Source organism: Algoriphagus boseongensis (assembly GCF_004362805.1).
In the GTDB taxonomy this organism is placed as follows: domain Bacteria; phylum Bacteroidota; class Bacteroidia; order Cytophagales; family Cyclobacteriaceae; genus Algoriphagus; species Algoriphagus boseongensis.
On record NZ_SNYF01000005.1, the window covers coordinates 96639 to 122398 of the forward strand.

A 25760-nucleotide genomic window follows, 5' to 3' on the forward strand; every position below is an offset into this window, starting at 1 on the left:
TTAATTAATAAAAAGTATCTGTGCTTATCTGAGTTATCTGTGAGAAAACTAATCTCTCACAGACCTTCCCGTATCAGGCGGGTGTCACGGATCACCACAGATTAATTAATAAAAAGTATCTGTGCTTATCTGAGTTATTTGTGAGAAACTAATTTCCGCACGATTTTTTCCAATTCTACTGCATGAAAGACCACCAAAGCCATCCCAAGAGCAAATCCCAGCTCTTTTAAGTTTAAGGCTTGAGTATGGAAAATCTCATTGAAAAATGGAAGGTAAACAACCGATAGTTGTAGAATAAACGTGAAAATAACAGAAAGGAGTAATGGCTTATTGCTAAAAAATCCCTGACGGAAAAGGAGGGTTCTGTTACTTCTGACAGCCATTACATGGCCAAGTTGGGACATGGAAAGAACTGTAAAAACCATGGTTTGCCAATGCCAACCCTGACGAATCGCCCAGAATTGGGTGAACAAGGTAACTCCTGCCATTAAAACCCCTACCCACAGAATATGATAGCCGACTCCATCTGAAAAGAGACTTTGTTTGGGTGGTCTGGGAGGTCTTTTCATGATGTCTTTTTCAGACCGCTCCCCGGCAAGAGCAAGTGCAGGAAGACCGTCAGTTACTAGATTTATCCAAAGAATGTGGATAGGAAGTAGGGGAATAGGAAGACCTAAAAATGGAGCCAAAGTGATGGTCCAAATTTCAGCTCCATTACAGGTCATGATGTATTTGATGAATTTGACGATGTTGTCAAAAATCCTCCGTCCTTCCTTTACGGCATTGACAATGGTTGAAAAATTATCATCCAGCAAAATCATATGTGCGGCTTCCTTGCTCACGTCCGTGCCGGAGATTCCCATCGCGACACCGATATTGGAGGCCTTAAGTGATGGCGCGTCATTTACCCCATCTCCGGTCATGGATACGAAATGACCTTTTTGTTGAAGTGCTTTGACGATATGCAATTTTTGTTCTGGTGCTACCCGGGCATAGACCGTTACCTTTTCCACTTGATTGGAAAAATCAAGATCGGATAGAGCTGTTAGTTCTTTTCCAGTCAAGACCACATCGCCTGGTTTCCAAATTCCTACTTGTTCAGCGATTGCCTTTGCCGTCTCCGGGTGATCCCCTGTGATCATCACCACCTTAATTCCTGCAGTTTGACATTCCTGAATGGAATCCTTCACTTCATCTCGGGCTGGGTCAATGAGACCGATTATTCCAAAAAGTTCAAGCTTAGACTCTAAATCGCTAAGGGATTCGGGGAGTTTTGAGACAATTTTCCCTGCGAATGCAAGTACTCTTTGCCCTTTTTGGGCGAAATCCTTTGAGGCTTTTTCCAGGGACTGAGCATCATCTTTCTTTTCAAGAATTTCGCTGATTGCTTCCGAAGCTCCCTTGCAAAGAATCAAAAATTTCTCTCCCAAAGGATGAATAGTCGTCATTCTCTTCCGGCTCGAATCGAAAGGGATTTCCTCTTCTCTAGGGAATTGCTCCTGGATTTTTTGGAAGCTTTCTTTTGATTTTTCTTTGATAAAAAACTCCACCAAGGCTAATTCAGTAGATTCCCCTTCTGGATTTCCTTCTTCTCCGAAATGAATGTCATGGTTCAGAGCAAGGCAAAGTTCAAATGGAGAGAAGGCCGGAGCCTCCGCTATATTTTTCCAAAACCCTTCCTTCTCAAATTTCTGAGAAGTGACCACAGACATTTTATTTTGGGTCAGGGTACCTGTCTTATCCGTGCAGATAAAAGTTACTGAACCAAGGCTCTCAACGGCGGGAAGTTTTCGGATAAGCGCATGTTTCTTAGCCAATCTTGCCGCTCCTAAAGAAAGAGAAATGGTAATCAAGGCAGGAAGTGCTTCAGGAATAGCTGCAACTGCCAAGCTCACGGAAAGCAATAAAACCGGAAAAATTTCCTCTCCTCTGAGAATTCCAGTAATAAATAACACCGCACAAATTCCCAGAATCAAGTAGGAAATTACCTTTCCAAAACGCTGCATACGCTGTTGGAGAGGAGTTTTTGGGGTCTCCTCTTGAAGCAGGTCTGCAATTTTCCCGATTTGGGTATCCATTCCCGTGGCTACTGCGATTCCTGTTGCTCTACCGTTGGTGACCAAGGTCCCTTTAAAAGCCATATTCAGTTGATCCCCTGGACTTAAGCTTGGTGATTCAAGGACTTCAGGTGATTTATCAATGGCAACGGACTCCCCAGTCAGGGAGGATTCATCAATTTTTAAGGAAAAGGTGTCAATTAATCGTAAATCCGCAGGCACCATGTTTCCCGCCTCCAAAATGACCAAGTCTCCCGGGACTATTTCCAAAGAGGAAATGGAAAGTGTTTTCCCTGATCGAATAACCTTACTTTGAGTTTCTGTCAGCTTTTTGAGGGATTCCATGGCCTTTTCGGCCCGGTATTCCTGAACAAATCCCAAGACGGCATTGAGTAAAATAATTACGAGAATGATGATCGTATCCGTCAGATCTCCGACTATTCCAGAGATGATCGCTGCTGCGGCCAAAATCAGTATCATGAAATCCTTGAATTGGCCTAAAAACAAAAGCCAAGTCGGTTTTTTCTTTTTTTCCTGAAGTTGGTTGGGGCCGTATTCCTGAAGTTTTTTTTCCGCAAGGTCTTCGGTCAGTCCGGTTTTTCCTGTTTGGAATTCTTTAAAAATGGTTTCAGGAGAAGACTGGTAAAATGACATCTTAGGGATGATTGACTATTCCTAAAAGTACAAATTACTTGCTTACAGTACTAGTGAAAAAGCCCTTGAATGGACCAAAGTTGGAATGAATAATAAGCCAAGCCCAAGAAAAATCTCCATTAGTTAGGAGACATAAAAATCCTCTGTTGGTAGCTGAAATTGAGCAAACTCAAAACCTCTCCAAAAGCATCGGCAGCACTCAACTGTTTTTCTTCTACTTTCTTTCCCAAAAGTCTGCAAAGTAAAAGTCCATAGACTCCATTGAGACAGATTTGAATTTCGGAACCCAGATTTTCTCCATTGGCAGCTGTAATTGCATCCAAAATATGAGGCTTGGCTTTATGGTAAGTTTCGAAGTAGCTACGATCAGTTTTTACCAATTCGTAATGCAGTTGGGTGAGATTTTTTACCAACTCATTCAATTCATTCAAATGTCCTTTTTCAAGAATTCCATGAGCTTTCATTTTCTGAACCAAACCTTCAAACCAGCCTAAGATTTCTTCCTTTTCTTCATCAGAAACAGGATAATGAGAAATCACATATTGCTGAATTTCATCCAAATTGCCCTGGTAGGATCGGATCAAATCCTCCATTTGGTACATGTAAATGAGGTATTCCCCGATGTTTTGAGATTTTTTCTTTTCGGCAACAGATTTCATTGAAATGAGGTTGATTAGGTGGTAAAGTTAGGAAACAATGGAAATACAGTCGAAATACGATAGAAATACTATGGAAATAAACCTCGCTGCGCGAGGTGAAATAAGTTTCGCGAATCGGCTCAAATCTGGAGCTGTTAGGCGAAATTATTTCGCCGAAGGCGTTTTTCTTTTTGCATCGCAAAAAGTATTTCCAATGTATTTCTTAAGTATTGGCGTATAGATTGGTCAATTTCCATATCCGTATCAATCAAACCCTTCTTTTTTCCTACTTTTGCCGCACGAAAAGCTTATGAAAAACATTAGAAACTTCTGTATCATCGCCCATATTGATCATGGGAAGAGTACGTTGGCGGATAGGTTGTTGCAGTTTACCAATACGATCTCCGATCGGGAAATGCAAAACCAAGTGTTGGACGATATGGATCTCGAGCGTGAACGTGGCATCACGATCAAGTCTCATGCGATTCAAATGAAGTACACTTACCAAGGTGAAGAATATACCCTCAACCTGATCGATACCCCTGGTCACGTTGACTTTTCTTATGAAGTTTCCCGATCCATTGCTGCCTGTGAAGGGGCATTGTTGATTGTAGATGCATCTCAGGGAATTGAGGCTCAAACTATTTCCAACTTGTATTTGGCTTTGGGTCATGATCTTGAAATCATCCCTGTTTTAAATAAAATCGATTTACCGGGTGCTGATCCTGAAAGCCGTGCTGATGAGGTTATTGACCTGATCGGTTGCAGCAGAGAGGATATTATTTTGGCCTCAGGAAAAGAAGGAATCGGTATTGAAGATATTCTAAATGCGGTGGTAGAGCGAATTCCAGCTCCAAAGGGAGATCCTGAAGCCCCACTTCAGGCTATGATCTTTGACTCTCAATTCAACTCATTTAGAGGTGTTGAGGTAATTTTCCGCGTTTTCAACGGAACCATCAACAAAGGAGATAAGATCAAATTTGTCAATACAGGAAAAGAATATTTTGCCGACGAAATCGGCATCTTGGGGATCAATCAAATTCCTCAGCAGACAATGGCTGCCGGAAATGTTGGTTACCTGATTTCAGGTATCAAGGTGGCTAAGGAAGTCAAGGTTGGTGATACAATCACTCACGTGAAAAACCCATGCAAAGAGGCGATCAAAGGTTTTGAAAACGTAAAACCAATGGTTTTCGCGGGGATTTATCCCGTTGATACTACCGAGTTTGAGGAGCTTCGAGCCTCCATGGAAAAGCTCCAATTGAATGATGCATCCTTGGTTTGGGAACCTGAAACCTCTGCTGCTTTGGGCTTCGGTTTCCGTTGTGGTTTCTTAGGAATGCTTCATATGGAGATTGTTCAGGAGCGTTTGGAGCGCGAGTTTGATATGACGGTAATCACTACTGTGCCATCGGTTCAGTTCAGAGCGATCATGACCAATGGGTCTGTTCAGCTGATCAATGCGCCAAGTGATATGCCAGATCCAACCAAAATGGATCATATTGAAGAGCCTTTTGTAAAAGCCTCAATTATTACAGCTTCTGACTATGTAGGTCCTGTTATTCAGCTTTGTATGGAAAAAAGAGGCCAGATCAAAAATCAGGTTTACTTGACAGCTGATCGGGTGGAACTCCAGTTTGATATGCCTTTGGCGGAAATCGTATTTGACTTTTTTGACAAACTGAAGACAATTTCCCGAGGATATGCATCCTTGGATTACGAGATGAAAGGCTTTCAGCAGTCTCACATGGTTCGTTTGGATATCATGTTGAACGGAGAGCCTGTCGATGCACTTTCTGCAGTAGTTCACCGCGATAAAGCTTACGAATGGGGTAAGAGACTTTGCGAAAAGCTTCGTGAATTGGTTCCAAGACAGATGTTTGAGATTGCAATCCAAGCGGCTATCGGGCAAAAAATCATTGCCAGGGAAACTATCAAAGCTTTAAGGAAAAACGTTTTGGCGAAGTGTTATGGTGGTGATATTTCCCGAAAGAGAAAGCTTCTCGAAAAGCAGAAAAAAGGTAAAAAGAGAATGAGACAAGTCGGCAACGTCGAGGTCCCTCAGGAGGCGTTTATGGCGGTGCTTAAATTAGACTAGGGATTTACGAGTTACGAATTACGATTTACGAGCTGATTTTGAACTTCAAAACTTATTTCCACTATGAAACAGGATATGAATTTGAGGACAAAACAGTTCGCAATTGATGTTTGGTTACTTTGTTCAAAAATCCCTCATTCTCGAGAATACACTAATTATGTCAATCAGCTTTTGCGGTGTTCAAGTTCGGTTGGTGCAAATTTCCGGGCAGTTGGAAGGGCGAAATCGAAGGCTGATTTCATCAATAAATTGAAAATTGTGGAAGAAGAGGCTGATGAGAGTCAGTTCTTCCTGGAGCTTATTTTAAAAGTAAATTCTAATCCTGAATTGGTTGTTGAAATTGAGCGATTGATCAAGGAAATAAATGAGATTATAGCAATTGTGGTTTCTAGTTTAAAGACAGCAAGGACTTCTTAAAAATTTGAGGTTCAGGTAGACTTCGTAACTCGTAACTCGTAACTCGTAATTAAAATGATATTAATCGACGGTAAAAAAACATCCTCCGAAATAAAAAATGAAATCGCCACCCGTGTAGCTGAAATCAAATCCGAAGGCGGCAAGACTCCACATTTGGCGGCTGTTTTGGTGGGAAATGATGGTGCTAGCCAAACCTATGTTGGAGCCAAGGTGAAAGCCTGCGAAGAAGTTGGGTTTAAGTCTACTCTTGTTCGCTTAGAAGAAACCGTTTCTGAGGCCGAATTACTTCAAGTCGTGGAGGACATCAACAACAATCCGGATATCGATGGATTGATTGTTCAGCTTCCTTTGCCCAAGCATATTTCTGTAGATAAAGTGACCAATAAAATCCGTCCTGAAAAGGATGTGGATGGTTTTACTCCAGCCAACGTGGGAAGAATGACGCTCAATTGGCCAGCCTATGTAGCTGCGACTCCCTATGGAATCGTGGAATTATTGAAGCGATACAATATTGAAACTTCTGGAAAGCATTGTGTGGTCATTGGTCGAAGCCATATCGTGGGAAGTCCAATGAGTATTTTGATGGCTAGAAATGGCTATCCCGGAAATGCAACGGTAACTTTGACACATAGCCGAACCAAAAATCTTTCAGAAATCACCAAAACCGCCGATATTCTTATAGTAGCAATTGGAAAACCTGAATTCGTGACGGGAGATATGGTGAAGCCAGGAGCAGTGGTAATCGATGTGGGAATTCACCGAATTGAGGATTCCAGCAAAAAGTCAGGTTTCCGTTTGATTGGAGATGTGAAGTTTGACGAAGTAGCTCCTTTGGCTTCAGCAATTACCCCTGTTCCGGGTGGAGTCGGTCCAATGACCATTGCAGCTTTGCTCTATAATACCCTTCAATCTGCAGAAAAGAAGGTTTTTGGTTGAAATCAAAAAAAACTGGAGAAAAGCTTTGGCAGCAGTTGCTTCCAATAGGCTGACTTTCTACTTTTGCAGACCCCAAACGCGCATGTGGTGAAACTGGTAGACACGCCACTTTGAGGGGGTGGTGCCCGTTCGGGTGTGGAAGTTCGAATCTTCTCATGCGCACAAAGCCCAATCGATTTTTCGGTTGGGCTTTTTCTTTGAGCGGCCTAGTTCAGGGAGGATTTTTTTTTACCTTTTGGCATCAATTCTATTGCTATGAAAATTTATTCCAAAATCGCTCTGTTGGCATTTGCCCTCTTCCTTTCCATTGACGCCTTTTCTCAAACCCCACAGTATCCAATAGTGAAAGGTTATGGAGGAATCTATGAAATTCCGGAAGCTACTGAGCGTCCTGATCCAACCATAGAATATAAAATCATCGTGGACTTGACCAGTGCTGCGGAAGACAATAAGCAAATTTCTCGATGGGTGGATAATGTGGCAAGAATGATGAATCTTCACGGCCTAGCTGGTGTGCCTAAGGAAAAAATTAAAGTGAAAGTAGTGGTTCATGGAGGTGGAATTTTCACACTTTTGAATGACGAGAATTACAAAGAAAGATTTGAAGTAGATAATCCCAATATTAAAGTTTATGAGGCTTTAAAAGAAGCTGGAGCAGATATTATGGTTTGTGGACAGTCATTGATCGCCAGAAATTTGAAGCAGGATGATCTATGGCCGGGGGTAAGAATCGCCCATTCTGCTTTGACAACTATCACTACCTACGTTCAACAAGGGTACGTTCCTTTGAAGTTTTAACAAAACATATTGATTCTCAGAGGAGTTGTTTTAAAAAATCGAAAGACAAAAAAATCCAAATTTTATGTCTTGCATCCGGGGATTTGGAACTTTTATTCCAAATTTTCTTTTAAAAAGTCATTAAATTTGAACTCCAATATAACTTCCCCTCTCCCAGATGAGTGATGCCATCAAACATGAATGTGGAATCGCAATGATCCGCCTTCGAAAGCCTCTTCAGTATTACATCGACAAATACGGGACGGCTTCCTACGCAGCCAACAGGCTGTATGTCCTGATGCAAAAGCAAATCAACCGTGGTCAAGATGGCGCTGGTGTGGCCAATATCAAAATTGACACCAAGCCTGGAACCCGGTATATCAGCCGATATCGATCTGTGGAGTCCTCAGCTGCCAATGATATTTTTGATAAGATCAACAAGAAATATAGAAAGGCGAAAAAACTGGGAGGAAGTGATGCACTTTATGATGCAGAATGGCTCAAAGAAAATATCGCTTTCTCCGGTGAGGTTTGGTTGGGACACCTGAGGTATGGAACTCATGGGGAAAACAGCATCGAGACCTGCCATCCATTTTTGAAACAAAATAACTGGAGAAGTAGAAATTTGGTCATGGCGGGTAACTTCAACATGACAAACAATGAAGAACTTTTTAGCAAGCTGGTCCAATTAGGTCAGCACCCTAAAGAAAAAACCGACACCGTAACCGTAATGGAAAAAGTCGGACACTTTTTGGATGAAGAAAATCAGCGACTTTTCGACAAATACAAGCATCACTATACCAACGAGCAAATCACTCACCTGATTGAAGATGAGTTGGACGTAGCGAGAATTCTCCGAAGATCATGCAGGGATTTTGATGGTGGATATGCAATGGCTGGAATGATTGGTAACGGTTCGGCCTTCGTAGTAAGAGATCCTTCTGGGATCCGGCCTGCATTTTATTATGCTGATGATGAAGTGGTGGTGATTGCTTCAGAGAAACCGGCTATCAAATCTGCCTTCAACATCGACTTCAAGGCAATCAAAGAAATCAAGCCCGGACATGCGATTGTAATCAATAAAGATGGATCGTACTCCGAGGATGAGATTTTGCCTGCAAGAGAAAAGAAATCCTGCTCATTCGAGCGAATCTATTTCTCCAGAGGAACTGATCCGAATATCTATCAAGAAAGAAAAAATTTAGGAAAAGCGCTGATTCCTCAGATCCTAAAGGCCATTGATTTTGATCTCAAAAACACAGTTTTCTCTTATATCCCAAACACTGCAGAAACAGCCTTTTTGGGAATGATTGAGGGCTTGGATGAGTATTTGGTTTCCAAAAGGAAAGAAGTTTTATTGGACGGAAAACCTCATGTTGGTGACTTGGATGAACTTTTAAGTTTCCGTCCAAGGGTGGAAAAATTGGTTAGCAAGGACGTCAAGCTTCGAACCTTTATCACCAATGATGAAGATCGAGATACCATGGTGGCCAGTGTCTACGATACTACCTATGAAGTGATCCGTCCGGGTGTAGATACCTTGGTGGTGATAGACGATAGTATTGTTCGTGGCACAACCTTGGAGAAAAGCATCTTGACCACTTTAGATAAGTTGAATCCAAAAAGAATTGTCATCGTGTCTTCGGCTCCACAGATTCGATTCCCAGATTGCTATGGAATTGACATGTCCAAAATGAAGGAATTCATCGCCTTCCGTGCTGCGATTGCCTTGATCAAGGAGAGAAAGATGGAAAATGTGCTGGATGCAGTCTATGAGCAATGCGTGGCTCAGCCAAACTCCATGGAGAATTTTGTAAAGGGAGTTTACAGCAATTTTACTGATGAGGAAATTTCAGACAAAGTTGCAGATATTGTGACTACCCCGGAAATCCGAGCTGAGGTAAAAGTGATTTTCCAAACTGTAGAAAACCTACACAAGTGTATTCCAAATCACTTGGGCGACTGGTATTTTACAGGAGATTATCCTACAACAGGCGGCATGCGAGTCGTTAACCGTGCCTTTGTGAATTACATGGAGGGCAAGACGGTGAGGGCTTATTAAAAAATATGAGATGAACATCTTGAAAAGGCGCAAAGATTTTTTCTTTGTGCCTTTTTCCATTTTTGGCCGTGGTACTTGGATTCAAAATTTCTATTTTCAACCAAAATTGAATCATTAATTATTATGGAAATAAACGTCCCCCTTCTTAAACAAATCTGTGAAATCGCCGGTGCTCCTGGTTTTGAAAAACGAGTTCGTGATCTGGTAATTGAGTTAGTCACTCCTCTCGCAGATGAAGTCAAAACCGATAATCTGGGCAATGTCATTGCTATTAAAAAAGGCAAAAGAAACCCAGACGGTAAGCGGGTGATGGTCGCTGCTCACTTGGATGAGATCGGGTTTATGGTCACCCATATCGATGAGCAGGGTTTTTTGAGATTTCATACGCTGGGAGGATTTGACCCAAAGACCTTGACTGCACAGCGGGTGATTGTCCATGGGAAAAAGGACTTGGTTGGCGTGATGGGAAGTAAACCAATCCACGTGATGACTCAAGAAGAAAGAGCCAAACTTCCTAAAACCACTGACTTTTTTATCGATTTGGGAATGTCCAAAGAAGAAGTTGAAAAGTATGTGACCATTGGCGATCCGGTGACTCGGGATCGGGAATTGATTGAGATGGGGGATTGCGTGAATTGCAAGTCTATCGATAACCGAGTGGCTGTATTTATCCTGATTGAGGCCTTGAAAAAGCTTGAAAATCCAGCTTACGATGTTTATGCGACCTTTACTGTACAGGAAGAAGTTGGGATTAGGGGAGCCAATGTGGCAGCTCACGGGATTAATCCCGACTTTGGAATTGCCTTGGATACTACGATTGCTTTTGATGTACCGGGAGCATCTCCACATGAGAAAGTCACCGAACTAGGAAAAGGAACTGCCATTAAAATTATGGATGCGATGACGATCTGTGATTACCGTATGGTGGAGTTTATGAAGCAAACTGCTACCAAGGAAGCCATTACTTGGCAACCGGAAATCCTGACCGCTGGAGGCACAGATACCGCTGGTGTGCAGCGAATGGGTAAGCAAGGAGCAATTGCCGGAGCGATTTCCATCCCGACCCGTCATTTGCATCAGGTAATAGAGATGGCGCATAAAAAAGATATTGCGGATTCAATTTCGCTTTTGGTGGCTTGTTTGGAACAAGTCGACAGCTACGATTGGAGTCATTGATCAAAACCTACTTCAATATTCATCATTTAGCGTTTGGTGTTCGATATTTTAAAGTCTTTAATTTCGAATATCGAATAAAGAATATCGAATATCGAAGTAGTTTAAAAATCTCAGTGGTCTGTGTCCTCACAGACCACTTTACTTCCGACCTATGAAAATCCACATTTCATTTATCGTAATCCTTTTCTTTTTCTCCTGCCAAAAGGCCGAGAAAGAAGCTGCTTCATCCCAAGCTGAGGAACCTGATTGGCAAGAGCTATTCAATGGAAAGGATCTCACAGGCTGGACTCCCAAAATCCATCACCATGATTTAGGGGACAATTACGCTAATACCTTCCGCGTAGAAAATGGAGCAATAGCCGTGAATTATGAGGAGTATGATCAGTTTGAAGATCGCTTTGGACACTTGTTTTATGAGAAGTCCTTTGCAAGTTTTCATTTAGTTTGGGAGTATCGGTTTACGGATCAATTTCTGGAATCAGCCCCTAGCTATACCTATCGGAATTCCGGGGTAATGTTTCATTCCCAGGCTCCAGAGACGATTTTGAAAGAACAGGACTGGCCGATTTCTGTAGAATATCAGATGCTGGCAGAGGAAAAAGAAGGAGAAACAAGACCAACCGGAAATATGTGTAGTCCCGGCACAGATGTGGTTTTTGAAGGAAAAATCGACGAGCGACATTGCATCAATTCCAGTTCTCCAACTTTCAAATGGGACGAATGGGTGAAAGCCGAATTGATCGTCTATGGAGATTCAATTGTTCATCATTTGGTCAATGGGGATACTGTTTTGACCTACAGCTTTCCGCAGATCGGCGGAGGCGTGGCCAATCGGTTTGACCCGGCAATTAAGGTAGATGGCACTCCACTCAAATCAGGCTATATCGGTTTACAAAGCGAGGGTCAGGGAGTACTGTTTAAAAATATCCGAATCCGGGAGCTTTGATTGTCATGCTTCTATTTTCAGTGAGTTTTTCTTGAAAAAAGTCTTTCCGACTCTTTCGATATGCCCTAGCAAATCCTTACTGGAAGATAGGAAATGAAAAAGGGATAAGTCGATCTGGTAGGGAAGCAGCAGTTCGTCTAATTCATTTTCAATCTCAAGCAATTCTGAAAAATTTACGTTTTCACCTTGGATCACCAGATCGATATCTGAATTAGGGAGAAAATTACCCTTTGCTCTGGAGCCATAAATGATTACTCTCTCCACATTGGGATGGAGTTGAAAAACTCTATTTAAGCTTTTGATGACTTTATCTGTAAGACCAAATCTAATCACTTTCCTGACTTTTAATTGCCATAAGCTTGTTTTCCAAATCTTTAAATAAAGAAAAATAAGTGGATTTAATTTTATCAGTTATTTCAGATGCGATTTCTTCATTGTAGGTATGGGAAGATTGGTTTCTACTTTTAATCATTTCCATCCAACCTTCTCCATCCTTAATTAATCCTCTTCTGAAAGCCTCCCTCGAAGCATCTCTAGAACCGGTAATTGTCGGGTTCCCCTGATAAGTAAAATAATCCTTGAGCACATTCCAGGCTAATTCATGCGTGAATTCAAAGGCCTGAATTAATCCTTGTTCTTCCAGTGAACTTAATTTTCGACTTGCCGACAGGGTCACACCTTCCTCTAGTTGAATGAGTGCTTTTGAAAAATGACTAAGCCTCTGGTGCCAGCGAATATCTTCCATCATAAATGAAATTTAAAGGTTTTATTCTTGGCTTTCCAGTTTTGCATCAAAAAGAAATTGATTCAATAACACACAAAATTGGATAACTTAAGACTTGAAAAACTATTTGATTTAGCGAAAAGCCAATTCGAAAACGACCGCTGTAACTGAAACAAACTTATTCTAAAATATGAAAAGAATTCTTCCAATCGCCTTTTTGGCTATAGCAGCTTTATCGGGCTGCGCCAAAGAGGAAACACACTATCAATTTCAGGTTTCTGATCTTGAGCCCAACCTGATCAAACTCGCCTCAGATGAATTTCAGGGGCGTAGACCTTTCACCGAAGGGGAAAAAATCACCACATCTTTTCTGGAAACAGAATTCAAAAATCTGGGACTGGAGCCCGGAAATGGAGATTCTTACTATCAGGATGTGCCAATGGTATCCATCGTCAGCAAGTCTGCTGAGACAATGGAGCTGAAGAATTCAAGTTCTTCCGTATCGCTAAACGGTTTCCAGGACTTTGTGATTTGGACCCAAAAAACCGATTCTTTGGTAGAAATCAAAGATGCGGAAGTAGTATTTGCGGGTTTTGGGATCGTAGCACCAGAGTATGGATGGAATGACTATGCAGGACTGGATGTCAAAGGAAAAATCGTAGTCGTACTCGTCAATGACCCTGGTTTTGGAACCGAGGACGCCACCTTTTTCAAAGGAAATACCATGACTTACTATGGACGCTGGACTTACAAGTATGAGGAAGCCGCCCGTCAAGGAGCTTTGGGTTGCCTGATCGTGCACAATACCATCCCTGCTGGCTATGGTTTCAATGTAGTTCAGGGAAAACATCATCAACCGATTTTATACCTAGATGATCGAGGAAAGGAAAATTACAAGCTTGGATTTGAGGGTTGGTTGACTTTGCCTTCAGCCAAGAAGCTTTTTGAATTGGCCGGAAAAAATGACTCTGAACTTTTAGCAGCAGCCAGAAAGCAAGGTTTTCAAGGTGAGTCTTTGGGAGTGAATTTGACCACTTCCATCCAAGTTGAAGCTGAATATAATGTTTCCCAGAATGTGGTTGCGAAATTGACTGGAAAGACCAAACCGGAGGAATACATCATTTACACCGCGCATTGGGATCATTTCGGAATTGGAAAGCCGGATGAAACAGGAGATAGCATCTACAACGGAGCATTGGATAATGCCTCTGGAACTGCGGCGCTTTTAGCTTTGGCCAAGGCCTATGCAACAGATGAAAAGCCAGATCGTTCAGTCATTTTCTTGGCAGTTACCGCAGAGGAGCAAGGACTTTGGGGTTCGGCCTACTATGCCGAAAACCCGATTTATCCTCTGGAAAAGACCGTAGCCAATATCAACATGGATGGAATCAATCCTTACGGAAAAATGAAGGATGTCTCAATTTTCGGTGTAGGTCAATCCGAAATGGAAGATTTGCTCAATGTGGAATTGGAAAAATTAGGTAGATATAGCGCTCCTGAACCTAATCCGGTGGCAGGTTATTACTTCCGTTCAGATCATTTCAACTTTGCCAAAGTCGGTGTGCCAGCCCTTTATTTTGGAACTGGAATAGACCATTTCGAAAAAGGAAAAGAATACGGCAAGCAGCTTCAGGAGGAGTATGTGGCGGTTTACTACCACAAACCATCCGATCAATACGATACCAGCCGCTGGAATCTGGATGGGGCAGTAGACGATGTGCAGGTGCTTTACAACGTCGGTAAAAGTCTAGCCAATTCGGACAAATGGCCAAATTGGAAAGCTGGCTCCGAATTCAAAGCCATCCGCGATGGATACATGAAGAAATAAGGACTAAAAAACCGGGCTCTGAGGTCCGGTTTTTTTTGCTTCATCCAATCTTAATCCCCCATTTCCCCAACAATCCCGGTAATCCTTCCAGATCAAATCTTGCTCCTTTGACTTTGTTGGTTTCAGGGTCTAGGCGGTAATGGATAGCTTCCCGGAAATCGGCTTTTTCCAGATTGGTGCGGTCAAAGACTGTTCCGCTGAGATCTGAACCCAAAAAACTAGCTCCGCTGAGGTCAGTTTGGGAAAAGTCTACTTCCAAGAGTCGACAGTTTTGGAAGATGGATTTTTTGAGTTGGAGGTTGAAGAAATTGCAGTAGTCCAACTGGCAGTTTTGGAAGTTGAATTCCAACAAAAAAGGATTGGCTGAATTGAAGTGCACACCCAAGACTTTGCATCGCTCCATCTTGACTTGTTGAAAACTTACTCCCGAAACTTTAGCATTGCTTAAGTCACAATCTCTGAAGGTGCAGTTCTCGAAACTGGCTCCATGAAAATTGAAGTTGGAGAAATTGCAGCCCACAAACGAACAGGAATCATACTCCCCGATCTGGAAATCAGCAGCGTTTTGGTTTTGAAATATCTTATCTGAGAAAAACAGCATGAGTATAGTTTGAAGCCTTCAGCGTTGGGAGATAAGCTTTGAATTTGGGTAATGCCTCGTAAATCGTAATTCGTAAATCTTATTTCTACAATCCCGCCAAATCCCACTTCCTAATCGTTTCCTGAATCAGCTTCAGCACTTTTGCATTCACTTTTTCGAAGTATTCCTTGGCTTGTTTTTCGTCAAAGTTGGGATAGCCCTGGCTCTCCTGATACAATCCTATGGAAGAAGGAAAGGGCACGGCCGACCAAGTTCCGGTTTTAGGATAAGCAGTGGCTTGATCTGGGTTATATCTTTCTTTATGAACCAAAGTGGGGTCGATGGCTTGGATATAGGCCGTTTCATTCAATCCGGCATGTCCTCCGTCTTCTTTGAAAACCTCCAAAGTCACATCGGAAGCATAAGACCACCAATTGATTACTAGGGTTCGTACGCCTAGTTCATTAGCCACTTCAGCCGCCACTTTTTGTAGAACTGCTGTTTGTCCGCCCCCATGTCCATTGAGAATAATGATGTTTTTGAATTTGTTTTTTGCCAGGCCTTTTAAAATATCCTTGATAAATGGAGCATAGGCCTCTTCTGTGATTTGAAAAGCACCGGGAAAAGCGGCCATCGAACCGGTAATTCCATAATTAAGCGTTGGAGCAATCAGTGCATTGAGGTCATTGGCCATCGCTTTTGCCATGGCAAAAGGAGCGGTGTTATCGGCTCCATTGTTCACTACTCCATGTGGTTCTAGGGTCCCCGTTGGCAGAAGCACGGTGTTGATTTTTTCCGGGACAAATTCCGCAAACTCCATCCAATTAATTCGATCCATTTCTCGGGTGGATGGACCTTGAGCAAATATTGGAGTAGAAAAAATACAAAGTAGAAGAATGGAGAAAAGTGTTTTCATAGTTGTGGTTTTTTGGAGCAAAATAAGGTTTTATCCTGTTTTCGCCTAGCTATCATTTTACCTATCCAATTCGAGTTTCATTTTTCCCGCAAAATAAAATCTGATTTTTTTCAAGTGGAGGTCAATCCAAGCTTTTACTCCACTTCGTAGATCTTTCCAAATCGGTCAATGATCAGATTTTTCCATGGAATTCTAAACCGGATTTTAACCTAAACATAAGACCAATGAAAAACGAATTATTTATGCCGGAAGGGCTGAAGACAGCCAATCCCCGGAGACAATTTCTCAAAATGAGCGGACTGACCGTAGCGGGAGCTGGCTTGCTGCTAATGGGATGTGATGATGAGGACCGCATGCCAATGATGAGCGGAAAAGTGAGCTTAGGCTCTGGAGACACTGGGATCTTGAATTATGCCTATGCTTTGGAGCAACTGGAAGCTGCATTTTATGCCCAGGTGATGATGGGAAGTTTCTTTGCCAATGCCTCAGCCGAGGAAAAAATCATTTTCGGAGACTTGGAAAAGCATGAGCGTGCCCACAGAGAATTTTTCAAAGTGGCTTTGGGAGCTAGCGCAATTGCGGATTTGGAAGTGGATTTTAGCAGTATTGATTTCAGCAGTAGAAATTCTGTTTTGGCCGCAGCTAAGACTTTTGAAGACTTGGGAGTAGCTGCCTACAACGGAGCAGGTCAATTTTTGGAAAGCGCAGACTTGCTTTTGATTGCCGGAAAAATAGTTTCTGTGGAGGCAAGGCATGCCGCTGCCATCCGTGATTTGATCAATCCTAACTCTGTGGACTTTGCCGGGGATGATCTGATTGATGTAAATGGTTTGGAACGGACTCTGAATTTTCAGCAGGTTTTGACCGCTGCAAGTACCTATGTGAAGACTGAAATCGACTTCAGCCAACTTCCAAGTTAATCTTTTCACCAAAACACTAAAGACATGAATTTGATCAAACTATTGGACAGCATTTGTCCAGATACGAATACCCCAGAAGAGAAAGACCGATTTTATTCCCGGAGGGATGCCTTTCGGCAGTTTGGAGATTTTAGTAAAAAAGTCGCCTTGGGTGCTGTTCCACTTTCGATCCTTACCGCTCTTCCAAAGGTCGCAAAAGCAGATACTGCTTCTCTGATTGGGGTGCTGAATTATGCCTTGACCTTGGAACATTTGGAATACCGCTATTATCAAATGGGATTAGACTCAGGGGTGATTATGGCTTCTGAAAGACCGATTTTCCAGAAAATAAGAGATCATGAATTGGCTCATGTGAAGTTTTTGACTGAGGTGATTGCCAATGTGCTGAATGGCACTCCGGTGACAGAGCCGAAATTCGATTTTACTGTGGGAGGGGCATTTGCACCATTCTCGGATTATCCGACCTTTTTGGCCTTAGCGCAGGCATTTGAAGATACTGGGGTAAGAGCCTATAAAGGACAAGCCGCCAATGTGATGGAAAGCGATGTGGTGTTGACGGCGGCTTTGTCCATTCATTCGGTGGAGGCAAGACATGCTTCCATGGTAAGAAGACTAAGGACTAAAAAGGGATTGGATACCCAAAAGGGTTGGGTGACTAATGCCTCTATTGGAAGTCTTCCAGCAGCTACACAAGCGATCTATGCAGGTGAGGAAAATGTTAGCCATGCAGGGGTGAATGTGGTCAATTTGACCGGAATTGATGCCGGAGCTGTTTCAGAGGCTTGGGATGAGCCTTTGTCCATGAACGAAGTGCTAGGAATAGCAGGATTATTTTTAAGTACCAACTAAGTTGGGTGGTAGTTGGGCTAAAGCCATCTTCGAAAGAGGGTGGCTTTTTTTCGTAATTATGAATGAGGAATAGGAAAATTCGGTTTAGAACTGAATTCGATAAAGACTGCAACGCTGGATATCAGGATGGTTTTTAAGGTCAGGATGGTCAAAATCTTTCCAGTAACTCATGCCGATTTTTTTCATGACTTGAATTGAAGCAAGATTTCCGGTGGAGGCCATAGATAGTACTTCCTGGATTTGTTTCTCCTTTGCAAAATCCAAACAGGCTTTTGCCCCTTCGGAACTTAGTCCCTTATTCCACCACTTTTTCCCGATTCTCCAGCCTATATCCACGCAAGGTGTAAAGTCAGACTCGAACGTTTTCCAACCCAAACCAATAGCTCCGATAAGCTCTTTGGTCTCCAAAAGATCAACAGCAAAATAGCAATACCCCTTTTCTTCAAACATGTTTTGCATGCGTTCCATCATGGCTTGGGTATCCTCTCGAGTGTAGGGTTTTTGAAAAAAGCGCATCACCTCAGGGTCTGCATTGATGGCGGCAAAGTCATCTAAGTCAAATTCTTTCCATGTCCGAAATCCAAGTCTGGGTGTGGTGAAAAGGTAGGCGCTCATCAGGAGTTTGGGGATTTTCAAAAATAGAACCTGAGCGTTCTTTAAACAAGTGCTTATAAAACGTGTTTTGATAATATGAATGCTTTGATTTTCAGTTTGCTACTACATATGAGTGTGTTTTCACCACCTAAGTCACCAGAGGATTTCCGATGGCAAAAGCGGATTATCGTGAATTATTCCTCTGAGGGATTTGATTCAGAATTTCTTTCCAATCACCGGCAGGAAATACGGGACAGGAAATTGTTATTGGTTCATCTGGTTGGGAAAAATTTGATATGGACCAATGCAGAGGAAAGTCTCGACGTATCAGGCTTTATGGAATTAAAGGAAAAAATTCGTCCGACTTCTACCTGGGCATTGGTAGGTTTAGATGGAGGAGTAAAAAGTCAAGGGGGAAGCGAACTTCCAATGGAGGAGCTATTCCGTTTGATTGACTCTATGCCCATGCGACAATCAGAAATGAGAAAGGACAATAAACAAAAATGAGGAGCTTAAACTCCTCATTTTTTATGTAAGACTTTTAATTCTCCACTTCGATCCATTCCAAATTTCCGGAGTACTTGTGGGAAACCTTTCCGGTTTCATCCAGTGCCAGAAGGAAAATCCATTTATTGTCAAAGAGATTTCTGATGTTTTGATGCTTGGCAAGAATTCCGTTGATGGCTTCAAGAGGAGCATTAATGACTACATTTAATCTGGCAGGTTCGTGCTGGAATTTTTCCCCATCGTGGATGGACTGCATGGGTAATCCAACTCTCAAATCTCCTGAGAATCCTTCCAAGACTCCAATTCCTCCGGTGACATTGTGAAGGGTTTTGTTTCCTGCGCCGAGATGTGTATTGTCTACCGTTGAGGCGAAATATTGCAAATTAATCCAGCTGGTAACCACCATCGGAGCGGTCATGATCACTTCCAAAATCTGGAAGCCTGGATCTTTTTCCCAAGTGTAAGAATGTAGGAAGGATTTCCCTTCAAGGTTCAGAGATTTGGTTTTTTCTCTTGGAGCAATAACGAAGGCAGAACATCCAGCCAATCCCCATTCTGGTCTTACCTGCGACCAGTCCACACTTCTGGAAATTAAACCTTGGTCTGAATTTTTGTCTGAATTCAATCGAAGTCCTCTTTCCAATCTGGTAAGTTTCCCTGCCTGCTCCAATGAAGCTTGCAAAGATTGGAATTCCTCTTTCTGATTTGGTGAAACTAATTCCGAATTTAGAATGCTTACCTCATCCGTCACCGTATTGTGAAGTGCAGCTAAGAAAACGGTGTCTTCAGGAATGTGAATACCTAATGATTTCAAGTTTTCCCGAACCTGAGGATTATTCAAAACGGCAGCAGCAACTTGGGAATTTACTTCTCCAGAATGACCACCGCAGGCTCCACAATCCAACCCAGATGCATGCGGGTTGTTTACCGAATGGGATCCATGTCCCACGATCAAGACAAATTTTGCGAGTTGATCAGGCAGAGACATGGCTTTCAAGGCGCTTTGGGCCATTTTCACCTGTTGCTCCAAGGGAATTCCAAGAGCCATTCCGTTTTTGACTTCCTCGTTTAGGCTGATTTTGGTACTCGCAATAGCTGCAGATTTCCCTTTCAAATTGGATACCTGAAGTCCGAACTTTGACATTCTGAGGCTGGCTGCAAAAAGTCTGAACAGGTAGAAAATTCCTAAAGGACTTACAAAGCTAAAGCAGGTAACTGCTCCAGATTTGAAGCTTTTCCAAAGCTTGCCCAATTGGAATTTTCTGATTTTGCTATTTAAGAGGCTTTGCTCTTGTTCAGCTTGAGAGGCAGTTTCTGAAATTTGGATTCCTGCAGGAATAAGAACCGGGCACAAGGACTCGCTATGTTCGTGGCCGAAAGGAATATATTGAATAGGGAAGCCAAAGAAGCCTGCGAAGCCGAAGGTTTCTATTTCTGAGTCTGCTGCTTCTAGGTTTCTTCTATAGACTTCTGATCTCACATCGATACAGAAAACAGCTTGGGCTTTCGGCCTGGAGGCAGGAATTGGGGATAAAAGTGGCGCAGATTTGAATTTGGAAATCAATTTTTGCTGAGTAGCCCGATCAAAGGACTCTTGAAGCTTTAGCCTTTCTGTTAATTGCTGAGGAACCAGTTTCTCCGGTTCGCATTTTTGATGCTGATGCTTCGCTTTTTCCCAAAGTAGAGAAAGAGCAGGAGTATTTAGTGAAAGTTTCATGCTTGCCTCCCAGCACACCAGAATGGTCAAGAATTCGGAAAGTTTTCCTCCTTTTTCCCCATAAAGTTCACTTTCCCAATCCAACTGCGCAATGTATCCTGACCAACCTCCAACTTTCAGTAAAAGTCGGTGGAGATAGGTTGGAAGGCTTTTTTCAGGAATATCCAGTATTTGTAAGGCTTCCTGAAGGGCTTTATTGGGATTATCAGAAAAGGATTTTACCTGTTTTCTGAAATTTTTTAAGCCGGCGATCTCCGGGCTAAGATCTATAGAGGCTTCTGTTTTCCAGGCTTGAAAAATTCCAGTGTTTTGATTTGCCGCAACCCAGTTGGCCTGACCTTGATCAAAATAAGCCGAAGCCCAAGACGTGATTCTTGTAATTAGGTAATGATTCCAGTCATGGCCAGTTTTTAAGGATGCCACATCGCTGAAATTTTGTAATTCTGGCAGTTTTGTATTCTCCTTATTTGTGGGGTCGACAGAAAACCCATTCAGTTGAAGGTCTTCAACTCCGATTTGTCCTTCCTTGATTTTTTGCAAGTAAAAATCCTTAGGCAAGGTTAGGCTAATTCCTCCAACTTGAGCCAAATAATTTGCGGCAGTTTCAAATTTCATCTCGGTAAGTCCCAGAAAAGGATTCACGGCAACGAAATTCTTTAGAGGCCAAAGCGGCGCAATTTTTTTGCAAGTCTTTGCAAGAATTTCTTCCAGCTGAGGCGATAAACTATCCGATGTTTTTGAGAAGTTAGAATTCATGTTTTTTTGTTTAGCTAGGAGAGGAGGATTAGGCTAATGTATCTTCGAAAGACTTCTTTTTGGATTCGTTTTCTGACCATTTGGGCTCGTTTTTCAGGAGGTAGGTAGATTTGGGTACTCTAAGTCCTCCTACCATTCGGTCAAAAAATGCATTTGCATAAAGTCCATTTCTAAAGTGTATGGCCCAAGCTAAACGAAGTGGAGAATTAGGCTTGGAAAGAGTCAGTAACTGAGCAATGACTACGAGTCCAGAGATCAAAATTATTCCAGAAGCTAGGATGATTCTCCCTGTGGTAGGCTCAGCAAAAGCTGGGATTTGAGAAGCTATAAGTTGGTGGGTAAATGATTCCAATATAAAAAAGACACCGACCAAACCAGCACTTAGCAGGGCAACCATAGGGAAGATTGAGGAATTGGCCAAACCTGAGGAAAGGAGTTGGAAAACTCCCAAGATCATGATTCCACCAAGGAATAACAGCCCCCAATCCTGCTTTGGATCTATTCCAAAAACATACCCAATTCCACCCAAAAGCCCCAAACTTAGGATAAATCCAAATGCAAGTTGCCATGGATTTGGAGAATACTTTTTGGATTGCATTTTCCCCTTTTGGATTCCCTGAACCGCACTTCCGGAAGAAAGGAAAGCATGGGCTTTGTAAAAGGAATGAGAAACCAAGTGGACCAAAGCTGCTGAGTAAAGTCCCAATCCACTCATCATCAAACTGAATCCCATGTGACCAACACTGGAATATCCCAAAGCTGTTTTGATGGAAGTTTGGGTGAGGTAAGCAATGGTTGCGATGATGGCTGTCAATCCTCCAATACCCAGCAAAATCAAAGGAGCGTAGGTGCTAACCTCCATGATCTGGGCCATTCGTATGATTAGGAATGGGCCTGAATTCAATAATCCGGCATGAAGCAGGGCAGAAACTGGAGTGGGAGTTTCCATCACCTCTATCAGCCATCCGTGAGTTGGGAATTGAGCCGACTTTAAGATCGCAGCAAGTGCTAGAAGACAAGTTGCTAGCTCCACTAAGCCTGAAGGGTTTTGAGCAAACTCAGTAGTGATTGAGGAAAAAATTGCTCCTAAGTTTCCTGAGCCCGTTAAAAAATATAAGATGCCAAAAGCAATCAGAAGCGTTAGGTCGGACAATCTTGCCACGATGAATTTCTTTCGGGCGGCGATTTTTGCAAGAGGTCTTTCTGGATAAAAGACTAGCAGGCGATGAAGAAAGATACTCGTCAAAATCCAGGTGAATCCAAGTAAGGCAAGGTTTCCTGAGATGACCAAAATCTGAACAGTAGCAAGAGTTGCAGCCAATCTTCCAAGGAATACGCCTTGTCGTGAGTCTCCATCCAAATAGTTGATGCTGAAGTTCAGGATGACATACCCCAGCAGAGAAATCATGCTGTAAATAATCACACTGAGCACATCAAGTCGTAGACTAAATCCCAGTTCCTCAAATCCCCAGAGCGGAGATTCCATGCTTCCCGTAGTAGCTAAAAGCGTAGCGATTCCCAGTGAAACTAATATCCCCCAGACAGCGCTTAATTTGCTGGCCATGAGTGTTGCTTTGGGTCTAATCCCTGGATAAAACCATGAAATTACTGCCGTAAGCGCGTAGCCGGCTGGGGCAAGGAGCATCAGAAATGCCAGTGGATTGCTTGGTAGATTCATTAATTGGATTTTGAGTGGTTAGAGAGGATTAAATTTTTTTCTAAATAAGTACGCTGCAAATTTGGGAGTTTGGGATAATAAATTTTTATTTATATTTACTATTTAAAGCATAAATAAAGTTTATGAATTATACCCTGCATCAACTGAAGATATTTCTCAAGGTGGTTCAAACTCAAAGTGTCACCCGGGCTGCTGAGGAGTTATTCATGACTCAGCCAGCTGTTTCTATTCAATTGAAAAATTTTCAGGATCAGTTTGATTTGCCTTTAACAGAAGTGGTGGGCAGGCAACTTTATATTACTGAATTTGGAAAGGAAGTGGCCTTGATTGCAGATCGGGTTATCGAGGAACTGGAAAATATCAACTATAAATCTCAGGCCTTTAAGGGACTTTTAACCGGGAAGCTTAGCATATCCGCTGCTTCTACAGGTAAATATGTGATTCCCTATTTTTTGACCGGATTTTTAGAAAAATACAGAGGTGTTGATCTGATTCTGGATGTGACCAATAAGAGCTTGGTTATTGAAAGTTTGAAAAAAAATGAAATTGATTTTGCCCTGGTTTCGGTCTTGCCTGATAAAATCGAGGTGGAGCAGGAAATATTGCTGGAGAATAAATTGTATCTCATGGGAAATCGTCCTGTCCGGGATGAGAAAAAGCCTCTAATTTTTCGTGAGGAGGGATCTGCTACCCGAATCGCCATGGAGCAGTACCTTCAATCTCAGGAAAAAGTCCACAGAAAAAGAATAGAGTTGACCTCCAATGAGGCGGTCAAACAGGCAGTAATTGCTGGTATTGGTGATTCTATTATGCCTTTGATAGGGGTAAGAAATGAATTACTTAATCATGAATTGCATATCATTCCAGCTCCAGGATTACCGGTCAAGTCTGATTGGAGATTGGTTTGGCTGAAAGGAAAAAAGCTATCTGTTGTGAGTCAGGCTTTTTTGGAATACCTCCGAAATGAGAAACAAAGTCTCACCCAAAAGTATTTTGATTGGTATTTGAGTTATTAAAATCGGGATTTAAGATTGCTAATCAGCTTTTTCTCAAATCTCCATCCCATTAAAGGGATTAAACCTGCGCCTTCCTACACTCATTGCTACGGCTCTGCAGACGGTTTTATCCCCGTATTTCACATTCAGTTTATCTAGGGCCTGATAGAGATTGATCTGCTCTTGGGTGTCTTCGAAGAGTTTGATCTGGTAATTCCCATAGACCAGGCTGCTAAAGCGAACCCCAATCAGACGAATCAGTAAGCGGCGGCTATATAGTTTTTTGAAAAGCTCCTTGACAATGGGAAGCAGCGTATGATCCGCAGAAGTATAGGGAATGCGCTGCTGCATAGTGTGCGTCTCAAAGTCCGAATAGCGGATCTTCACGCTTACGCATGCGGTAAGTTGGCCTTTTTGGCGAAGTTTGGATGCGAGTTGTTCAGTCATCGCCACCAGCGTAGCTTCCAATAAACGAACGTCTATGGTGTCTTGCTCGAAGGTATTTTCGGAGGAAATAGACTTTGCCTCGGAGTAGGGGATAACCGGATTCTTGTCAATCCCGTTAGCTTTTTCCCAGATCATCTTCCCGTTTTTTCCAAAAGTTGCTTCCAGAAGTTGGGAGGGCATTTGCTGTAGCGTTTGGACTTTTTTCACTCCCATATTATAGAGCATCTGAGAAGTCTTTTCTCCGATCATGGGGATTTTTCGTACAGAAAGGGGAGCGAGAAAAGGCTTTTCTTCACCAAAAGGAACCTGCTTTTCATTATTGGGTTTAGCTTCTCCGGTGGCGACTTTGGAGACGGTTTTATTTTCAGAAAGTCCCAGAGAAATGGGTAGACCAGTCTCTTTAATGATGCGTTGGCGGAGTTCATGTGCGAGTTTGAAGCAGCCAAAAAACCGATCCATTCCGGTCAGATCCATATAAAACTCATCGATAGAAGACTTTTCGAAAAGAGGCACTGACTCTTTGACGATCTCGGTGACTTCATGGGATTTTTGGCTGTACTTTTCAAAATCCCCTCTCACGATGATGGCTTCCGGACAAAGTTGTCGCGCGGTCCGCATGGGCATAGCCGAGTGTACGCCGAATTTCCTTGCCTCATAGCTACAGGAAGCTACAACTCCCCGGTCGCTTGATCCTCCGATAAGAATAGGTTTGCCAAGTAGTCGACTATCAAAAAGCCGCTCCACCGACACAAAAAATGAATCAAGATCCATGTGCGCAATATTCCTTCTCCCCTCCATAATCTTTTTGTTAATTATTTTAACATTTATATGTTTATAATTTAGACAAAAATCTTAAATTTGAATATTGAAGTGGCGGAGGTTGTCAGGACAGGAGAAGAAATACGATTGAAATAAAGTGGAAATACACCTCCCTTTGGTCGGTGAAATAGGGATTGGAGAATTGGGGTAGATACACTTGTGAAATAAAATATACTTCGATACGCGAGTTGAAAAATTGATATCGAAATGATTTTTAATGATAGACCTATGGAATCAAAAAGAAAGTTTTATCCACTTCAGGATTTAGAAGTTTATCGTTTGGCTAGGAAGCTATCATCCATGGCTTGGGAAATATATCAGAGGCTGAATTTTCAGCAGCGAAAAGTTTGGGGCGATCAGATGCTAGAGGCCGTTGATTCCGTTGGGGCAAATGTTGCAGAGGGATATGGGCGCTTTCATTATTTAGAAAAGATCCGATTTTACTATATATCCAGAGCTTCTTTATCCGAAGGTGTTGAGCATTGGATTGATTTGGGCTTTGAAAGAGGAATCGTCTCAGACCCAGAATTCGAATTATTTCATAAAATCAGAAATGATGTTCAAATCAAATTGAATAATATGATTAAGGCTACATATTCTGCAAAAAATCAATCTAAAGGTGATGATTAGCTCTGTATTTCGCCCCGCCTGCGGGGCTTATTTCCATCA

23 protein-coding genes and 1 tRNA gene are annotated in these 25760 nt (G+C 42.3%); 14 read left to right on the top strand and 10 right to left on the bottom strand.

Going from position 1 to position 25760, the window contains the following annotated elements:
- Positions 1-134: 134 nt before the first annotated feature.
- Both DFQ04_RS00410 and DFQ04_RS00415 read right to left on the bottom strand, forming a co-directional pair.
- Positions 135-2711, bottom strand: a complete 2577-nt coding sequence (locus DFQ04_RS00410) for a cation-translocating P-type ATPase (RefSeq protein WP_133551591.1) — start codon at positions 2709-2711, stop codon at positions 135-137.
- Between the two features lie 119 nt (positions 2712-2830).
- Positions 2831-3370 (bottom strand): DUF4924 family protein, encoded by a 540-nt coding sequence (locus tag DFQ04_RS00415; protein ID WP_133551593.1) that lies wholly within the window; start codon positions 3368-3370, stop codon positions 2831-2833.
- 289 nt (positions 3371-3659) lie between these two features.
- Here DFQ04_RS00415 and lepA point away from each other — a divergent pair, with 289 nt between their 5' ends.
- From lepA to DFQ04_RS00455, 8 genes are all read left to right on the top strand, one after another.
- Positions 3660-5447, top strand: a complete 1788-nt coding sequence (gene lepA, locus DFQ04_RS00420; RefSeq protein ID WP_133551595.1) for a translation elongation factor 4 — start codon at positions 3660-3662, stop codon at positions 5445-5447.
- Between the two features lie 63 nt (positions 5448-5510).
- Positions 5511-5864, top strand: coding sequence for a four helix bundle protein (locus DFQ04_RS00425; RefSeq protein ID WP_133551597.1), 354 nt, complete (start codon positions 5511-5513; stop codon positions 5862-5864).
- A 54-nt stretch (positions 5865-5918) separates the two neighbouring features.
- On the top strand, positions 5919-6800 hold the full coding sequence (gene folD / locus DFQ04_RS00430) for a bifunctional methylenetetrahydrofolate dehydrogenase/methenyltetrahydrofolate cyclohydrolase FolD (RefSeq protein WP_133551599.1): 882 nt from the start codon (positions 5919-5921) through the stop codon (positions 6798-6800).
- A gap of 78 nt (positions 6801-6878) precedes the next feature.
- A tRNA-Leu gene (locus tag DFQ04_RS00435) sits at positions 6879-6962 on the top strand.
- A gap of 93 nt (positions 6963-7055) precedes the next feature.
- Complete coding sequence (locus DFQ04_RS00440; protein WP_133551601.1) at positions 7056-7598, top strand: DsrE family protein; 543 nt, start codon at positions 7056-7058, stop codon at positions 7596-7598.
- A gap of 157 nt (positions 7599-7755) precedes the next feature.
- Entirely contained in the window at positions 7756-9639 is a 1884-nt protein-coding gene (locus DFQ04_RS00445) for an amidophosphoribosyltransferase (RefSeq protein WP_133551603.1), read from the top strand.
- 123 nt (positions 9640-9762) lie between these two features.
- Positions 9763-10815 carry a M42 family metallopeptidase gene (locus DFQ04_RS00450; RefSeq protein WP_133551605.1) on the top strand — a complete coding sequence of 351 codons (1053 nt, stop codon included), beginning with the start codon at positions 9763-9765 and terminating at the stop codon, positions 10813-10815.
- 151 nt (positions 10816-10966) lie between these two features.
- Entirely contained in the window at positions 10967-11761 is a 795-nt protein-coding gene (locus DFQ04_RS00455) for a 3-keto-disaccharide hydrolase (protein ID WP_133551607.1), read from the top strand.
- 3 nt (positions 11762-11764) lie between these two features.
- Here DFQ04_RS00455 and DFQ04_RS00460 read toward each other — a convergent pair whose 3' ends face one another.
- Positions 11765-12094, bottom strand: a complete 330-nt coding sequence (locus DFQ04_RS00460; protein WP_133551609.1) for a nucleotidyltransferase domain-containing protein — start codon at positions 12092-12094, stop codon at positions 11765-11767.
- Entirely contained in the window at positions 12087-12509 is a 423-nt protein-coding gene (locus DFQ04_RS00465; RefSeq protein ID WP_133551611.1) for a nucleotidyltransferase substrate binding protein, read from the bottom strand. Before DFQ04_RS00465 ends, DFQ04_RS00460 begins: the two co-directional genes overlap by 8 nt.
- Before the next feature lie 166 nt (positions 12510-12675).
- Here DFQ04_RS00465 and DFQ04_RS00470 point away from each other — a divergent pair, with 166 nt between their 5' ends.
- Positions 12676-14313: a M28 family metallopeptidase gene (locus DFQ04_RS00470; protein WP_133551613.1), complete on the top strand. Its 1638-nt coding sequence runs from the start codon at positions 12676-12678 to the stop codon at positions 14311-14313.
- A gap of 40 nt (positions 14314-14353) precedes the next feature.
- Here the strand turns inward: DFQ04_RS00470 and DFQ04_RS00475 are convergent, their stop codons facing one another.
- Both DFQ04_RS00475 and DFQ04_RS00480 read right to left on the bottom strand, forming a co-directional pair.
- The gene (locus DFQ04_RS00475; RefSeq protein ID WP_133551615.1) at positions 14354-14914 is read right to left on the bottom strand and encodes a pentapeptide repeat-containing protein; all 561 of its coding nucleotides are present in this window, start codon (positions 14912-14914) and stop codon (positions 14354-14356) included.
- Between the two features lie 85 nt (positions 14915-14999).
- Positions 15000-15809 (bottom strand): creatininase family protein, encoded by an 810-nt coding sequence (locus DFQ04_RS00480; RefSeq protein ID WP_133551617.1) that lies wholly within the window; start codon positions 15807-15809, stop codon positions 15000-15002.
- A gap of 224 nt (positions 15810-16033) precedes the next feature.
- Between DFQ04_RS00480 and DFQ04_RS00485 the strand changes: the two genes are divergently transcribed.
- Together DFQ04_RS00485 and DFQ04_RS00490 are read left to right on the top strand one after the other, a co-directional pair.
- A complete protein-coding gene (locus DFQ04_RS00485; protein ID WP_133551619.1) occupies positions 16034-16729 on the top strand; it encodes a ferritin-like domain-containing protein in 696 nt (231 codons plus the stop codon).
- 24 nt (positions 16730-16753) lie between these two features.
- Positions 16754-17578 (top strand): ferritin-like domain-containing protein, encoded by an 825-nt coding sequence (locus DFQ04_RS00490; RefSeq protein ID WP_133551621.1) that lies wholly within the window; start codon positions 16754-16756, stop codon positions 17576-17578.
- Between the two features lie 84 nt (positions 17579-17662).
- On the opposite strand, the gene DFQ04_RS00495 is transcribed toward DFQ04_RS00490, so the two are convergent.
- Complete coding sequence (locus DFQ04_RS00495; RefSeq protein WP_133551623.1) at positions 17663-18193, bottom strand: GNAT family N-acetyltransferase; 531 nt, start codon at positions 18191-18193, stop codon at positions 17663-17665.
- A gap of 108 nt (positions 18194-18301) precedes the next feature.
- Here DFQ04_RS00495 and DFQ04_RS00500 point away from each other — a divergent pair, with 108 nt between their 5' ends.
- Complete coding sequence (locus DFQ04_RS00500) at positions 18302-18679, top strand: DUF4174 domain-containing protein (RefSeq protein WP_262709433.1); 378 nt, start codon at positions 18302-18304, stop codon at positions 18677-18679.
- A gap of 34 nt (positions 18680-18713) precedes the next feature.
- Here DFQ04_RS00500 and DFQ04_RS00505 read toward each other — a convergent pair whose 3' ends face one another.
- Both DFQ04_RS00505 and DFQ04_RS00510 read right to left on the bottom strand, forming a co-directional pair.
- Positions 18714-21152, bottom strand: coding sequence for a YbcC family protein (locus DFQ04_RS00505; RefSeq protein WP_243739603.1), 2439 nt, complete (start codon positions 21150-21152; stop codon positions 18714-18716).
- Between the two features lie 28 nt (positions 21153-21180).
- Positions 21181-22830, bottom strand: coding sequence for a proton-conducting transporter transmembrane domain-containing protein (locus tag DFQ04_RS00510; protein ID WP_133551627.1), 1650 nt, complete (start codon positions 22828-22830; stop codon positions 21181-21183).
- 122 nt (positions 22831-22952) lie between these two features.
- On the opposite strand from DFQ04_RS00510, the gene DFQ04_RS00515 reads away from it, so the two are divergent.
- Positions 22953-23846: a LysR family transcriptional regulator gene (locus DFQ04_RS00515; protein ID WP_133551629.1), complete on the top strand. Its 894-nt coding sequence runs from the start codon at positions 22953-22955 to the stop codon at positions 23844-23846.
- A gap of 33 nt (positions 23847-23879) precedes the next feature.
- On the opposite strand, the gene dinB is transcribed toward DFQ04_RS00515, so the two are convergent.
- The gene (gene dinB / locus DFQ04_RS00520; RefSeq protein ID WP_133551631.1) at positions 23880-25070 is read right to left on the bottom strand and encodes a DNA polymerase IV; all 1191 of its coding nucleotides are present in this window, start codon (positions 25068-25070) and stop codon (positions 23880-23882) included.
- Positions 25071-25319: 249 nt separating this feature from the next.
- On the opposite strand from dinB, the gene DFQ04_RS00525 reads away from it, so the two are divergent.
- A complete protein-coding gene (locus DFQ04_RS00525) occupies positions 25320-25721 on the top strand; it encodes a four helix bundle protein (protein ID WP_133551633.1) in 402 nt (133 codons plus the stop codon).
- Positions 25722-25760 lie beyond the last annotated feature (39 nt).